Consider the following 15,752-nt stretch of genomic DNA (forward strand, 5'->3'; position numbering starts at 1 on the left):
TGGGGCCATCGTTCAAAAAGGGAGAATAATCGTAGTATGCGATGTTCACAATGCGGATTGCCGCTCTCACCATCACGGACCCATTGTCCCCGCTGTGGTGTAGCCATCAGTGGTGGTGAAAAAAGATCAAACACGTCTTCACAGCTAGATGCACCTTTTGCACAACCAGGTGTGTATCCACCTAATCAACAGGCACCAATGGGGGGACCACAGGCGTGGGGGGGAGCACCAGTGCAGCAACAGAACTGGCCGCCGCAACAGGGTGCCCAACCAGTGCAGCAGCAGAACTGGCCGCCGCAACAGGGTAATTATCCAGGCCAGCAGCCATTTGCTGCACAGCAGGGACCTTATCAAGGAGCGCCAGGCTATCCAGGTCCGTATCCCCAACAGCCACTGCCATTTGTAAGCGTTCCACAATCTTCTCGAGGGCAACAAAAAAAGATGCCGAGGGGCTTTCTTATTGCAGGAGCCTGTGTGGTTCTGGGTGGCATCCTTCTTTTCGTGATCTATTTTCTTGCGCAAGGTCTATCCTCACACTCAGACGTAACGCAAGGCTCAACGAACTCCGGCACCACACCAGTAGCACAGACTCAACCAACCACAGCCCCTGCAACCCCCACACCCGCAAAGACTGCCATCGCGACGCCTACTGCTAGCACAAATTTACCTGGCAAAGATTATATCGTTACGGCTCAGATGGCCAGTGCCGTCGATGAAAAAACGGGCAAGATCAGCCAGCCTGAAACCACATTTAAGGTCAATGAGCAAGTGTTTGTCGCCTGGCAGGCAGACCCTCATGGAAAGGCTGGTGCCGTCTGTCTTCAATGGACCTTCAATGGACAACATGACAAAGATACGGATGTTCAAGTCGCAATGAAGGCATCTTATCCGTATTCCTATTCCTATTTCTATCCTGGTATAGCTGGTCCTGCCTCAGTTGAGCTCTATTGGGCAAGTACCACCGACTGTACTGATCAGGTTCTCGCTCAAAAACTTGATTTTACGGTTAGTGAATAACCGTTGCAGTTCTCAGAATGCAGTTCTCATAATTGACATCTCTCATGGCCATTGCCAGGGTAGTTAGGTCAAGAAAGAGAGTGAACGGAGATGAAGCCTGCCATAATGACAGCAATCGTCATGGCAGGCTTTTATCCTTTTTCGCACTACACAAGAATATAAGTCCATGCTATAGTAGAGCTTAGAGCTCTTTATTGTGGTTATCTCTATGAACCTGATATAGATTTATAGCATAGGCATACTTATCTCTTATCAAATAGCTATTCTGGACTTTACTGGAGGTCCTTCTGTGATGAACTGCTATTCTTGTGATACACCCTTAAAACCAGAGACACTCATCTGTACAAGCTGCGGTATGCGCCAGATTTCCTATCGTCCTTACATCATTTATCCAACCCCTGAGGACGATCGAATAGCTACAGATCAGGTTGAAGATGAAGCAGTGAGTGATGCGCCAACGTTAGCACTCCCAAATGTCTCCTCTAATGAAGGTACTGTTGCACGATCGGGAGAGGCTGATATTGCTGCCTACAGTACTATTGCGACTCAAGTAGTGAGCCCTTCCCAGATTCCAGATAGCGAAGAAGTGGAGCTGGAGGACCTACCAACGCTTGCAACTCCAGCCATTGGTCAGTCCAGTCCTGCACAGGTTTCTGGAAGAGAAGAAAGAGACCTGAGGGAGCTGCCCACACTGGCGCTTCCATCTATTCATTCAGCTGAAGTAATGCATCCACCGCAGAAATCTGATCTTGAGGACGAGATGCTGGAGGATCTCCCTCGCAGTAATAGTAAGAGGGTTCTGCTTATTCTTGGAAATATAGGGTTATCGTTATTGGTAGTAAGCCTGATCGGGCTGATTATCTTTTTCCTCTCGCTCAAAAATCCCTTTACCAATGGAGTTGCCAGTGGCCCAACCGTAGTGCCAGTATCGACAGCCCAGTATGGTCCTTCGGGTCAGCTGGTGAAAGAGAGCGCTGGAAACACCCTGGTTGATCCGCAGCTGAGCACCCAGATCGATAATAATTATAACCCGACCCAACCAGCGACAACCTTTACTACGCAGCAAGAGATTTACATAGTCTTTGGGATTGAATCACAGGGTCTACCAGGAACGATTAAGGCCATCTGGTATCTGGATCGTAGCCCGATCAATACAGCTCTTTTTGCCCATGCACCAGAGAATACCATCGGCTATTTTTCGACAGTGTATACCACCCCAGGTCAAGGAGCAGTTGAGCTCTACTGGTGTGCAACCTCCAACTGTACAGATGCCCAATTGGCGCAGATTGTGACCTTCACAGTGAGTGCTGAGGCTGATCCAACTCCCAATCCTACCGTTGGCTAGCTCTCAGCCTCACAATATTTTTAGTCTGAACTTGAGCGAATTGGCGCAATACTATCTAAAACCTTTTGCTGCTCAAGTTCATTTAATGGTAGGAGAGGCCTGCGAGGGATACCTCCATAGCCAGCGAGCTGCTGAAGGGCAAATTTCAGTCCAGGAACGCCATAGCGGCTCGTGACGGCAGCATTAGGCTCTATCAGGCTGGCCTGAAGTTTGCTCGCTTCTGTGAGCTTCTCTTGCTCAAATAAAAGCTGAACCTTACAGACGAGTTCTGGGAAAATATTCGCGAAGGCTGCTACACATCCAACGGCACCAGAGGCAAGGGATGGTAGGAGAATATCGGCATTGCCGGCAAAGACCTGAAAATCTGCGGGGACAGCTGCTGCTATGCGAGCAAGCTTAACAATGTTTCCCGAGGTATCTTTGACTCCAACAATATTTGGATGAGCTGCCAGTTGAATAATGAACTCAGCATCCAGATCAAGCCCACCTGCGCAGGCAGGCATATTATAGATCAAGATTGGCAAAGGGCTCTGCTCGGCTACTGTTTGATAATGTTCGTAGAGCGCCGTCTGTGTCATCTGTCCGCGATAGTAGAAGGGGGGTAAGATCAGAGCAAAGTCGGCTCCAGCGTCAGCTGCTTGTTGACAGAGGGCACCTGTCAGGCGTGTAGATTGTGCTCCACAGCCAGCGATAAGTGGGAGCGTGCGAGATTGGAGGGCAACTTCTGCACGGGCTGCTGCAATAACCTGAGCTCGTTCATCATCTGTAAGATGGACAGCCTCGCCGTTTGAGCCCATCACGACATAGCCTGCAATACCGCTCTCAGCTAAACGGTGGATATGGTGTCGTAGGGTGCCAAGATCAAGCTCTTCTTGTGAGGTAAAAAAAGTTAGGACTGGTGGATAGATTCCTTTTCCTAAGGCAGTTGGCATAATCATTATCCTTGCTATGGATGTTTAACGTAAGAGTCCAAATAGAAGACCGCCGAAGACGATAATAGCAACGAAAATACTACTATAGATAAGGAGACGCACGAGATTTGAGCGGCGCTCTGCTTTGAGACGCAGTTCGCTGACACGAATCTCTTCAGCTGGTGCCCAATGAGCTTTGCCACAATAGGGACAGAGCGGAAAGAGTTCATAAGGTGGACAAAGATCAGAATGACTATTTCCATAATTATAGCCCCCGATAGCATAATGAATCTGTTCGCTCTCGAAGACCGCATGACAGTGAACACAACGCAATAAGAGCAGCTCAGCCCAATCGGGAGCCGAGCAGCGTGGACAACAGGCGGGCAAGAGGTCAGGGATAGCTCGGGCTGGAAGCGGCCAGCGATAAGTACAACGATGACAATAGTACGTGGCCTTATCCACCTGGGGCTTCATCCCTCGTAAGAGACCATGCTGTACCAATGTGCGACCATCAAGAGGCGATAAAGTATAATCTATCGTGCTGAGATCGAAATGTGTCACCTGACCGGTCTGAAAATCTGGGAAAGCATAGTAGCGCTGACGGTCGCGACGAGCACCAGGTGTAATATCTGTACTATCGGGTTGCCGATTGCCAGGATAGGGAGTGTGAACAGAATGAGCCTGGAACGCCTGTTGCTGGAGAGGTTTTTTGCGCAGGTGACCCCGCCGTTCAATGTCATACTGCTCACGACTGGCAGGGTCATTAAGTGTCTTATACGCTAATAAAAGGATGCGCATGCGCTCATGGGCATCCTCACCTTTATAGACATCGGGATGATATTGTAATGCGAGCTTCTTAAACGCAGATTTGATCTCTGAGGGAGCAGCCCAGTCAGGGACCCCAAGAAGCTCATAGTAATCAGTAAAAGAGTTCATTTCTAGCACGATTTTGATAAACGTCTTATTTCAAACTAAGTAGTAGTCAGCACAAATAGTCTCTTCTAAAAGATAAACGAATCAAGCACACAAAGGTTGTAGTGATGACAAAACTAGATTATTCGCTGAATGGTGTGGATGATAAGGGATCATCCTGAGTAGAAGCTTGTGGGAGATGTGAGACATGAACGCGAGCAATGCGGCGGATATCCATCTCTTCCACACGCAGGACGTAGCTATTGGCCTGAATAGTATCGCCAACCTGAGGCAGCCGATCCAGTTGTTCAAAAATGTAGCCGCCTAATGTGTTGGCATGGGAATGATCGGATTGTAAGCCAAACTGTTCACGGAAGGCGTCGAGCGACATCAAACCATCTACTGAGCAGCTACCATCGGGAGAATGTTCAACTTCTGGTCGTACTCCACGCTCCTGAGTATCAAATTCATCCTGAACCTCACCCACCAGTTCTTCAACAATATCTTCCATTGTGACCATACCAGCTGTAGCTCCATACTCATCAATAATGATAGCGAGATGAATACGTTTGTTGCGCATCTGTGTAAGAGTGGCTTCGATCGTCGTGACCTCAGTGACATAAAGCAATGGGCGAAGAAGTGAGCGCAGATCAAAAAGATCAGAGGGGCTATGATTCTGCAACCACGAAAAAACGTCCTTCAGATGGACCATCCCAATGATACTATCCAACGTCTTTTCATAGACAGGCAGACGGGTATATTGTTCACGAGCGAAGAGTGCCTGGAGCTCTTGAGACTGTATGGTCACAGGGACGCCAACGATCTCTGTGCGTGGCAGCATTACCTGTTGTACTGTCTTATCACCAAAGTCAAACACATGATAGAGAAGAGCCTCTTCACCTGCATCCAGGATGCCCCCCTGTCGGCTCTGTGCCACCAGCATTTCGAGCTCTTCAACAGAATGGACCGCTGTATGCTCGCTATTGACATGCAAACCAAGGAGACGAACGACACCATTGCCGATGCTATTCATTAAATGAATAAAGGGCCGAAACACGCGTGCAAAAATGAGGAGCGGTCGAGCAACAAAGAGAGCGGTCTCTTCGCTTAACTGGAGAGCAATCGATTTGGGAACCAGCTCACCCATAATAATGTGGAAGGCCGTAATCAGACTGAAGCTTATAATCACAGCAAGGGTATGCGAGAGTGTTGCAGCTGTTGGGCCACCAATCCAGGCGAAGAGGGGCTCGATCAAGTGGGCTAAGGCGGGTTCACCAACCCAACCCAGGGCCAGGCTAGCAAGCGTAATACCGAGCTGAGTGGCAGCGATGTAGGTATCCAGATGATGAATCTGCATCTGGACGGTTTTGGCTCGTTGATTGCCTTCCGCCACTAATTGATCGATCCGTGTCGAACGAATCTTCACCAATGCAAATTCGGAGGCAACAAAAAAGCCATTCGCAGCCACCAACAGCACAACTGCTCCCAATCCCAACAATGCGTTCAGATCCACAGTATCTTCCATTCTTTGATTACAATCCAGCTTACGCGCTTATTATAAACCGACCAGGCGAAAAAATCCAACGCCCTGAGGCAGCATAGCAAGCAGCTAGTTTAAGGCTTTAAGCCAGAGGAAGAGACGTGGTGATGAGCATGTAACGATCAACAGCTGCAGGGGGCGTATAGACCTGCTACAGCTGTTGATCGTTGGAGAGCAAGAGCTTTATCGTGTTCTATCTTCGCCGGTAAGCATGTTCCAGAGCTCAGCTGCGGTCTTGATAATCACCATCTGCTGGGCGGCATGCTTAAGCAGATCGTGATCTTGCATTTTTTCGATGATTTCTTTCAATTGTGGTGCTTCAATGGGAAACTTAAGCTGTGTTTGCTGAATCAAGATACTCTTGAATGCCATCAGCTCACCTTCCTGCCGACCTTCCTGCCGACCTTCCTGCCGACCCTCCTGCCGACCTTCCTGACGACCTTCCTGACGACCCTCTTCAAGGAAATCCTGATAAGCCTCTGTCTGGCGAAGAATATCACCAATCATGGTAAACCTCCAGTTCAGCCAATTTCTAGATTCGTTGGACTTTGGTAGAACCAAAGATGCGAGTACTTTGGTTGTTGCTAATAGCTCTTCCTGTCCTGTTTTTGTCAGTGTGTGGATGATCTCATCAACAACTTCCTGCCTGGCATTACCTCTGGTTAATAGCAACAGTGGTAGCAATCCTTCACGCCCAACTTGCCGCAATTCGGCTGGATCTAGCTTCCAAAGGCAGATACATTCATAATGAAAGACGTGAGCGACCTGACCATTTTTGTAACGAAGCACTAATGGTGGTTCCTCGGGCTCGCCTTTATCAATGAAATAGATGACCCAGCTTCGAACGGAGCATTTGTGCCGCTCCCTAATAAGATTATTATAACGCATTAAGCGTTCACCCATGCCCTCAACCTTACAGTATTGAAACTCGATATGAAGCAGTTCTTCATCGCCATCAGTTTCCATTCTCCCGAGGAAATCAACTGAGAACGTTCGACTCTGAAATTCGATAGGAAGGACCTCTTTGAGAGTGGCTCCGGGAATGAGCCAGGCGAGAAAATGTTGGGGATTTCTACCAACAAGATGTTTAAAGCTCTTGTCGTATGGGTGATGAATCTGACCGCCGTTTGTTTTTTCGCTCTTAATCTGCTTAATGGTGATACCTCCTCTACAAAACCACATCCGCCTGTTTAGAATGATAACATAGGTAGAACAAAAGATCAATCTTTAGTGGTCAAAGCACAGGAATTTTAGTTGTCCCTCAAGTCCAGCAGGGGGCAATTTCAAGGAAACGATTGGATCTTGTGGGTTGGAAATAGAAAAAAAGAAGGAGTGGCAGCATTGCCACTCCTTCAATGAAGATGAAGATGAAAAGGAACGAAGTAGTCTTATTTGCCTATTCCACTCTTAGTGGGAGGCACTGACCATTGAGTCATCATGCTCGCTGGTTGTGATAAAATCAGTGGCAGAGGTGGTCGTGCCGCGTGGCTGTACGCGCCAGAAGCTGCTACTGATCTGATCCCACTGATTGAGCAGGTCCTGTGCATATTTGCTGTGCGTCTTGCGAGCGTGCCAGACGAGTGCGGTATGCAGAGCCGAGAGCTCCTGATGTGAATCGATGCGTTGGAGATCCACCATCTCAGTGTTACAGCGCTCAGAGAACGAATGATTCAGATCGAGCACATAAGCAACGCCAGCAGACATGCCAGCAGCAAAGTTGCGTCCAGTCTCACCCAGGACAACGACCATCCCACCCGTCATATATTCGCAGCAATGATCGCCTACACCCTCAACGACAGCCAGGGCTCCACTATTGCGGACAGCAAAGCGCTCGCCTGCGCGGCCAGCGGCAAAAAGTTGTCCACCAGTAGCTCCATAGAGCACCGTATTGCCCAGAATTGTATTCTCCTGTGAGGCAAAGGTTGACTCAGCTGGCGGAGCAATGACAATCTGACCGCCTGTCATACTCTTTCCAACATAGTCGTTGGCATCCCCACTGAGGATTAAGCGCATGCCAGGAACATTGAAGGCACCAAAGCTCTGGCCAGCAGAGCCCTGGAAGTTGCAGGTGATGCTCACTCCTGGCAGGCCCTGATTGCCATAGCGTCGTGCGATCTCGCCAGCCAGACTGGCCCCAATACTGCGGTCATAATTGTGAATGACGTGTTGGGTAATCACGCTGCTCTTCCCTTCCAGAGCTGGCTCTGCTTCGTTCAGCAAGCGTTCAGCAACGGGCGATTGTGGTAGGGAAGAATGGATCTCTGGAGAAGAGATGACTGGAAGCGAGACAAGCAGATCACGGAGATCCACACTATTCTCTTCTTTGCTCTCCAACAGATCACCGCGTCCGATAATTTCTTCCAGGCTCTGGAAGCCGAGATCAGCCAGCCATTGGCGAACCTCTTCGGCCACCAGCGTCAGGTAATTGATCAAGAATTGTGGTCGTCCAGTGAACTTGGCTCGGAGATCTTCGCGCTGGGTAGCGATACCAGCGGGACAGGTATTGAGGTGACACTGTCGAGCCATATCACAGCCCAGTGAAACCAGGGCAGCCGTACCAAAGCCGAACTCTTCAGCTCCAAGCATTGCACCAACGATAACATCGCGACCAGTCTTGAAGCCACCATCAACACGGACCTTGACGCGCTGACGCAGACCGTTTTTGACCAGCACTTGCTGAGCCTCAGCCAGTCCACGCTCCCAGGGGAGTCCAGCATGTTTGATGGATTGGATTGGGGAGGCCCCTGTTCCACCATCATGGCCGCTGATCAACACATAATTGGCATGCCCTTTGGCGACACCGGCAGCAATCGTGCCAACTCCCAGAGTGGAGACCAGTTTCACGCCAACGCGTGCGGTCGGGTTCACCTGGTGCAGATCATAGATGAGCTGCGCAATATCTTCGATACTATAGATGTCATGATGCGGTGGGGGCGAGATCAGAGAGACGCCTGGAGCAGTATGCCGCAGATGGGCAATAAAAGGGGTCACCTTAGCCGGAGGCAACTGACCACCCTCACCAGGTTTTGAGCCCTGAGCCATCTTAATTTCAAGCTCCTGAGCCCGCACCAGGTATTCAGTGGTCACGCCGAAGCGAGCCGAGGCCACCTGTTTGATCTTACTGCTGACGGGATAGCCATCAAGGGTCTCGGAATACCATTCCGGATCTTCGCCACCCTCACCAGTATTGTTGCGACCGCCAATACTGTTCATAGCAGCAGCGATCGTCTTATGTGTCTCTGGACTGAGCGCACCTACCGACATAGCTGAGACCACAAAGCGAGCGCGGATCGACTCCATTGACTCGACTGCGTCAAGAGCAATGGGATTGCGGCCTTTAAAGGTGAGCAGATCGCGCAGAGCCGTGGATGGTCGACTATAGACCAGAGAGGTATATTGGGCATAGTCTTCAGTCGCTCCAGTCTGCGAAGCTTTTTGCAGAGCACGAATAATCAGCGGATTGTAAGCATGATATTCGGCATCGCGGCGGAAGCGATAACGGCCCGCATCGACCAGCTTGCGTTTGCTACGAGCAGCCGTATCAGCTGGAACCTGCTCCTGCTTCAGACCTTCTACATGCTTGATTAAGCGCTGAGCGATCTCGTTTAGCGTCACAGTGCCAGCCACCATCGCTGAGCCAGCAAAGCAGCGCTGAACAAATTCGGGGGCCAGACCTACCACCTCGAATTGCCCTGCGCCAATGATATTGCGGATGGTTGAGATGCCCATGCGTGCCATGATCTTGCACAGGCCCTCTTGTACCACATGAAGGTAGCGTTCAACCGCCAGTTCACGTGTAATATGTTCCAGCTTGCGCTCGCCAGCCAGAGCCTGAACGCTCTGGAGTGCCAGCACAGGAACAACAGCCTCCGCCCCATAGCCCAGGACCAGAGCAGTCTGATGGGTATCGCAGATCGTACTGGTCTCAGCAATCAGCGAGACATGACTACGCAGACGGCGCTGAACCAGAGCACGATGGACCGCACCGACCGCAATCACCATTGGAATCGCTACACAGTCGAGCGAAGCATCCTGATCACTGAGGATGAGCAAGGTAATGCCCTCTTCAGTTGCAGCTACGGCCTCGTGTTCCAGGCGCTCGAGCGTTGCCTCTAGAGCCGAGGGACCGGAAGAGAGTGCAAAGGTCGTATCCAGGGTACGTGAGCGAAGATGAGCGGATTGGCGGATCGTCTTTAACTGAGCAGGGGTGAGCAGAGGAGTCTCAAGATGCAGGAGCTGTGCGTGCTCGGCTGTCTCTGTAAGCAGGCTCTGCCGAGCACCCAGATAGCAGTCAAGAGAGAGAACAATATGTTCGCGGAGAGGATCAATGGGTGGATTGGTTACCTGAGCAAAGCGCTGGCGGAAATAATCCGAAAACGAGCGATTTTGCTGTGATAGTGCAGCCATTGGCGCATCGTCACCCATGCTCCACGTAGGTTCTTTATTCTCGGCTAGGATCGGGCGAAGCACCATCTCAACATCCTCATGGGTATAGCCAAAGAGCTGTTGACGTGCAAAGAGATCACCCTGATCGGCCTCTTCAGAGCTGACCGGTAGATCGGCCAGGCGTGTCAGACCACGAGAGAGCCACTCTTGATAAGGCTGGCTCTGAGCCAACTCTTCTTTAATCTCCTGATCGCGCAGGAAGAGGCCACGCTCGAGATCGACGGCCAGCAATTCACCAGGCCCAAGCCGCCCCTTCTCCAGAATATTTTCCGGATCAAGCGTAACGACGCCAGTCTCAGAAGCAACGATCAGCAGACCGTCTTTTGTGAGCACATAGCGAGCAGGGCGGAGACCATTGCGATCCAGAGCAGCAGCCACAAAGCGGCCATCGCTAAACATCAGAGCGGCAGGGCCATCCCAGGGCTCAATCTGGCCGGCATGGAACTCACACCATGCGCGTTGAGCTGCATCCAGAGACTCGTCATTCTCCCATGCTGGCGGAACCAGCATCTGCATACTATGGAGTACCGAGCGACCAGAGGCTGTCAGAAGATCGAGAGCGGCATCGAGCTGAGCAGAATCGCTGCTTAAACGTGGGGGAATGACTGGCAAGAGATCAGAGACCTGCTCACCCCAGAGTGGAGAGGCCATTGTCCCCTCACGAGCCTGCATCCAATTGTGGTTGCCCTGTACCGTATTGATCTCACCATTATGAGCGATCAAGCGCATGGGCTGAGCTAGCGGCCATGCGGGCATAGTATTAGTACTATAGCGCTGATGGAAGATAGCCATAGCGCTTTCATAGCGGGGATCATCGAGGTCTCGATAGAAGGCAGCTAACTCATTGGGAGCCAGGAGACCTTTGTAGATCAGCGTCGTATGAGAAAGTGAGACAACATAGCAATCGGTGATCTGAGCTTCATTGAGCTTCTGTTCGATCACGCGGCGAGCGTGATAGAGAGTTTTGGCATAGAGCTCAGGAGAGAGGGACGTGGGGCGTGCCAGTAAGACTTGCTCAATAGTCGGAGCCAGTTCACGGGCGCGGTTTCCCAACACACTATAATCGATAGGCGGAGTACGCCACCCTAAGAAAATCAGGCCGCTCTCTTTTAGCGTCTCTTCAATCACCAGACGGCTTTGAGGCAATGCAGCACTACGAACAGGGGGTAGAAAGAACATGCCAACAGCCAGATCATCTGCATCAGGCAAAGAGATCTGCTGCTCTTGAAGCTCAGCCAGGAACAATGCGTGTGGGATCTGAGTCAGAATGCCAGCACCATCATTGGTCTCTGCATCTGCATCCTGAGCCCCCCGGTGCGTCAGACGGGCCAATGCTTCAAGGGAATGTTGAACGATGGAGTGGCTGGCTAAGCCAGAAACGTGCGCGAGAAAACCCGTGCCACAGGCATCGTGTTCCCATCGGCTATCATAAAGTGGATACATTGCGTCCGCCGGATTGATAACATCATGCGTGTGCGTCATGCATTGCTCTCCCAAAAAAGACTATCTGGTCAATGCTTAGGGGCGCCTGCTCCGGAGCCGGAGAGTTACGACGAGCGGACAGTGATCGTCGAGTACAGTAGGTCTGGGTTGATTGCGTACTTGGGTACTCACAAGAGGAGCAAAGCTCAACGAACTAAGACACAGGGAGCACGCCTTTTCTCTTATCGTTGAGAAGGGTAGAGCATCATAGCTCTGTGGATCAGGTGACACTACCATTTGTGGAAAAAGTATAGCATACACCAGAGCGTATCAACAAGCTTTCCGTATAGTGAAAGTGCCTATACTGGTCCTTTTGGGATAGTATACTTTCAACCATTTTTTTCAGGCCCTACTATAACTGGCACGAGGAAATAGGGGCTGAGGCTCCGTCTGTTCAAGACCGGCTTTGCTGATTTTTCTTATAAAGAGCTGCGTCAGGCGTAACTGTCGCTTCAATAAGCAAGCAAAAGGCTAAAAAAAGTCACCAGCCTGCATGACAGCAATTGAATTTTTAGTTGTATAAAAAATACACTTTCAGCCAGATATGTTCTATCATATCTGTTGGAAATAGCCAGTTGAATAGTTTTGAAAGAGGTGCAGGCGGCAAGTGATGATTGTTTCATTGATAGGAGGCAATCTCATATGAATTGATGGTGCAGATGGAGTGACTATGACCTGATTGAAGCCAGCCGTTATTGTGTGGTCCATGATCGGGTGACTGCCTTTTTATACAGCATGAGGCAATGATCACTTGCAAGACGTGTCATCCTGGCCCTGGCTCATGCGAAGAGCTTCCGAACGTCTTAAGAGCTACCCGTTATCAGATTGTAGAGGCTTAATGGTTTGATTGAGCGAGCTGTGCCAGTACGCCAAAGGCAATGACGACCAGACAGATTGCAATGATAATCAACGTTGCGAGAATGGCCTGTTGTTTCCAGCTACTCATCTGAGCTTTTTCGGGTTCGTAGGCAACTGGCGTGATCTCGTCAAGGTTCTGAAGAGCGTGGAGCATCTCCTTCATTGTTTTGTAGCGCTTGTCAGGATCGCGACGAATTGCTTTCATGACCACAGTTGCCAATTCGGGCGAGAGAGTGGGTTGACAATCGAGGATAGAAGGTGGATCTTGTGTCACATGTTGATTCATAATGGCAAAGACATTCTCCCCCTCAAAAGGCACGTGGCCGCAGAGTAGCTCATAGAGGATCACCCCGGTAGCATAGATATCGGAGCTTGCGCTGCCGCGCTCACCCCGGATCTGTTCGGGGGCCATATAATCGGGAGTGCCAACGGTATTTGTGAGGCCGCGCCAGGTTACGCGCCTGGCCCCTTCGAGGAGAGCGATCCCAAAATCAATAATCTTGATGGTGCCATCCTCTTCAACCATAATATTTTCGGGTTTAATATCGCGATGAAAGACACCATGCTCGTGACAATAGTCCAGTGCTTCACAGATCTGCCGGGTAATGCGAAGCGCCTCAGTTGTTGGGAGCGGATTGGAACTGGCATGTTCAATGATCTCGCGCAGCGTCTGGCCCTTAATATACTCCATCACGAGATACTCTTCGCTACGAGGTTCATCGATATTGAAGAAACGTTGCACATAGGGATGGGAGATATGGTGGCCGATGGCTGCTTCACGTTTGTAGCGTTCGAAGACGCCAATATTCCCAATCAGATCATCATTGGGGAACTTTAAAACCACCAGCTGCTGATTATTGACATCGTTAGCCAGATAGACACGGCTCATTCCGCCATGGCCTAACTGACGAATAATTTTATAGTGATCGATCTGTGTATCTGGCGCAAGTACTGACGTCATATATTTTGCACAATCTTCTTCTTATTCAAGCCAAGCGTTACCTGCCGCGTCAAGTATAGCATAAGAAGGGCAGAGGAACCAAGGGTAAAAGTGCCCAGAGTTTTTGTGATTGTCAATAGCGTAGAAGGGGTACCTGCTGACACTGCCAGCAGGTACCTGAAGATCATTCAGAAGGAAGCGAGATGGAGAGGTTTTTTACTCGGCACTGATGGAAACGTTTGTCTCATCAGAGACCTGTTTTGCTTTGTAGTCCTCTGGATGCAAGATGGGAACTCCGGAGATGAGCTTACGTCCAAAGAGGAAGGCAAAGCCAAACACAAGCCAGATAACGGAGAAGACTGCGGCAATGATAATATTGGTCTGAGCAGATCCACCCTGAGTGATGGCATAGTAGATGACACCCAGGAGCATACCAATATTCAGAATCGCACCCAGTAGTGGCGCGATAAGAGTAGAGAAGAGGCCGCGCTTGGGAACGCTTGCAAAAGCAATGATGCAGATGATACAGGTCATGCCATAGAGAATAAACGTCCCGATATTCGAGATCAGAGCCACCTGAGTGAGATTATTGACGTTCAAAACGCCGTATGCACCAATAATGGCAGAGATAACGGTCAGCACAATGACGCCCACGTGAGGGGTACGGTACTTGCCATGGAGGAAGCCAAAGACAAAGGGCAGTTCAGAATCTTTTCCCATCGCATACGTTACGCGAACACCCGTATTCAAGCAGGAAAGAGCCGTTCCAACCAGAGCAATGACGACTGTCAGAGCAAGGATTGCTGCAAAGGCAGTTCCACCACCGAACATCTTATCGCCGATAAAGCGGGCAATATCACCGATTGGGGCAGTCGCACCACCAGCAGCCGCAAACCCGGTGATCGTGTGGCCAGTGGCATCCTTAGCAGTATAGTAATCGCCAACCACAAAGTTGGCTGCAAAGTACTCGAAGAAGTAGAAGATAACAGCTTGAATAATCAGAGAGAGAATGACGCCACGAGGGATATCGCGCTGGGGATTTTTTGACTCTGCGGCAAGGGCTGTAGCTGATTCAAAACCTACCACCAGCAGGATTGCAATCGTGGATTGGAAGAGCAGATCGTTAAAATTATGAGGGATCAGAACGCTACCAGCATTGGGATGAACATAATTGAGCTCTGGATGCTGAAGACGGAAGATAATGGCAATCACGCCAAAGACGAGAAGGGCCAGGATCTGGATGACATTGATGACAATATTTGCCATAGTCGATCCGTTTACACCGATAAAGGCAATGGCTCCGACGATAGCAGCAAACACAACGCAGATAATAATAAGTTGTAGTGGTGTACCAAAGCTCGGATCGAAAAATTGGATCATATAGGCAATGACATTGCCCATAAAGGCTACCATTACGCCAGGATAGACCCAGTAATAAATGTGTGAAGCCCAACCTACGATAAACTTACTCAGACGAGCAAATCTGAAATGTTTGTGCTCTTCCTTGTGGAGAACTGAGGCCTCAGCAAAGTAATACGAGCTACCTGTTCCCGCTTCAGGATACCGTCTGGCAAGCGAAGCGTAGGCAATTGCTGTCAATAAGGCAATGACCGTCGCAACGAAAACCGAGGCCCACATGCTTGTGGCACCAGTGACGGATTGGGAGGCGAATGTCGTCCATAGGAATGCGCCTGGAGCAATTAATGCCATTGCATTGATTGTGACCCCTGTCAATCCAAGCGTGGGCTTCATTCCTGTGTCATTGGAGGCTTGAGCTGCCATGTAGTAGTGCTCCTTTTTGTCGATGTCTCTCAAATCAAAACATTTTTGGCATCATTACCAAACGACATAGCACTCGTGGCTGGATATAAAGAGTCAGAGTCGCATTCGTTGCGACTTCTTCAGATCTCTTTCTACTGGAGAAGATCTGTCAGCAAAACAGAGAGAGGATCTGCACGACAGACCCGCATCAATATGGTCAAAACTACTAATAAGCAGAGTATAAGAATCTTTGAGAAAGAAAATAAGAGACAAAATAGCTGAAGCTAATGAACTTCTATTTGTACAATGTGCACAAATAGAAGTCAAAATGCCATCAAAAAACCCCCTGAAATCGTTCAAGAAATTATAAAAGGCTTTAATCACCCTGTCGTTTTGGTGAATTTAGCTCAAGCAAAGATTTGTATATTTTATCTATCCTTTTATGGCGAGAACGTCCTCATGTGAGTGCGAAAGAATGTGTTAGAATGAGGGATGAATAGGTGGCGCACCGCCGAGCCAGCCGAGTTTTTCCTATACTCA

Annotated in this window: 9 protein-coding genes; 2 read left to right on the forward strand and 7 right to left on the reverse strand. The window is 49.8% G+C overall.

Going from position 1 to position 15,752, the window contains the following annotated elements:
- Positions 1-36 precede the first annotated feature (36 nt).
- Together EL628_RS06565 and EL628_RS06570 are read left to right on the forward strand one after the other, a co-directional pair.
- Positions 37-1,017: a zinc ribbon domain-containing protein gene (locus EL628_RS06565; protein WP_126579172.1), complete on the forward strand. Its 981-nt coding sequence runs from the start codon at positions 37-39 to the stop codon at positions 1,015-1,017.
- Between the two features lie 292 nt (positions 1,018-1,309).
- Complete coding sequence (locus tag EL628_RS06570; RefSeq protein WP_126579173.1) at positions 1,310-2,362, forward strand: hypothetical protein; 1,053 nt, start codon at positions 1,310-1,312, stop codon at positions 2,360-2,362.
- A gap of 20 nt (positions 2,363-2,382) precedes the next feature.
- On the opposite strand, the gene EL628_RS06575 is transcribed toward EL628_RS06570, so the two are convergent.
- The 7 genes from EL628_RS06575 to EL628_RS06605 form a co-directional block, all read right to left on the reverse strand.
- Positions 2,383-3,294 (reverse strand): dihydrodipicolinate synthase family protein, encoded by a 912-nt coding sequence (locus EL628_RS06575; protein WP_161975310.1) that lies wholly within the window; start codon positions 3,292-3,294, stop codon positions 2,383-2,385.
- A gap of 24 nt (positions 3,295-3,318) precedes the next feature.
- Positions 3,319-4,209 (reverse strand): J domain-containing protein, encoded by an 891-nt coding sequence (locus EL628_RS06580; protein ID WP_126579175.1) that lies wholly within the window; start codon positions 4,207-4,209, stop codon positions 3,319-3,321.
- Positions 4,210-4,327: 118 nt separating this feature from the next.
- Positions 4,328-5,710: a hemolysin family protein gene (locus tag EL628_RS06585; protein ID WP_126579176.1), complete on the reverse strand. Its 1,383-nt coding sequence runs from the start codon at positions 5,708-5,710 to the stop codon at positions 4,328-4,330.
- Between the two features lie 198 nt (positions 5,711-5,908).
- Positions 5,909-6,691 carry an RpnC/YadD family protein gene (locus tag EL628_RS30105; RefSeq protein WP_126579177.1) on the reverse strand — a complete coding sequence of 261 codons (783 nt, stop codon included), beginning with the start codon at positions 6,689-6,691 and terminating at the stop codon, positions 5,909-5,911.
- A gap of 441 nt (positions 6,692-7,132) precedes the next feature.
- A complete protein-coding gene (gltB, locus tag EL628_RS06595) occupies positions 7,133-11,653 on the reverse strand; it encodes a glutamate synthase large subunit (RefSeq protein ID WP_245994008.1) in 4,521 nt (1,506 codons plus the stop codon).
- 835 nt (positions 11,654-12,488) lie between these two features.
- Positions 12,489-13,472, reverse strand: a complete 984-nt coding sequence (locus tag EL628_RS06600) for a serine/threonine protein kinase (RefSeq protein WP_126579178.1) — start codon at positions 13,470-13,472, stop codon at positions 12,489-12,491.
- A 195-nt stretch (positions 13,473-13,667) separates the two neighbouring features.
- Positions 13,668-15,233, reverse strand: a complete 1,566-nt coding sequence (locus tag EL628_RS06605; RefSeq protein ID WP_126579179.1) for an APC family permease — start codon at positions 15,231-15,233, stop codon at positions 13,668-13,670.
- Between the last annotated feature and the right edge of the window lie 519 nt (positions 15,234-15,752).

It is taken from the genome of Tengunoibacter tsumagoiensis, assembly GCF_003967535.1.
Classification (GTDB): domain Bacteria; phylum Chloroflexota; class Ktedonobacteria; order Ktedonobacterales; family Ktedonobacteraceae; genus Tengunoibacter; species Tengunoibacter tsumagoiensis.

Bases quoted from the DNA above. Each gene is read 5' to 3' on its own strand.
- EL628_RS06565 (WP_126579172.1), top strand. From the start codon at position 37: ATGCGATGTTCACAATGCGGATTGCCGCTCTCACCATCACGGACCCAT.
- EL628_RS06570 (WP_126579173.1), top strand. From the start codon at position 1,310: ATGAACTGCTATTCTTGTGATACACCCTTAAAACCAGAGACACTCATC.
- EL628_RS06575 (WP_161975310.1), bottom strand. From the start codon at position 3,294: ATGCCAACTGCCTTAGGAAAAGGAATCTATCCACCAGTCCTAACTTTT.
- EL628_RS06580 (WP_126579175.1), bottom strand. From the start codon at position 4,209: ATGAACTCTTTTACTGATTACTATGAGCTTCTTGGGGTCCCTGACTGG.
- EL628_RS06585 (WP_126579176.1), bottom strand. From the start codon at position 5,710: ATGGAAGATACTGTGGATCTGAACGCATTGTTGGGATTGGGAGCAGTT.
- EL628_RS30105 (WP_126579177.1), bottom strand. From the start codon at position 6,691: ATGGAAACTGATGGCGATGAAGAACTGCTTCATATCGAGTTTCAATAC.
- gltB (WP_245994008.1), bottom strand. From the start codon at position 11,653: ATGACGCACACGCATGATGTTATCAATCCGGCGGACGCAATGTATCCA.
- EL628_RS06600 (WP_126579178.1), bottom strand. From the start codon at position 13,472: ATGACGTCAGTACTTGCGCCAGATACACAGATCGATCACTATAAAATT.
- EL628_RS06605 (WP_126579179.1), bottom strand. From the start codon at position 15,233: ATGGCAGCTCAAGCCTCCAATGACACAGGAATGAAGCCCACGCTTGGA.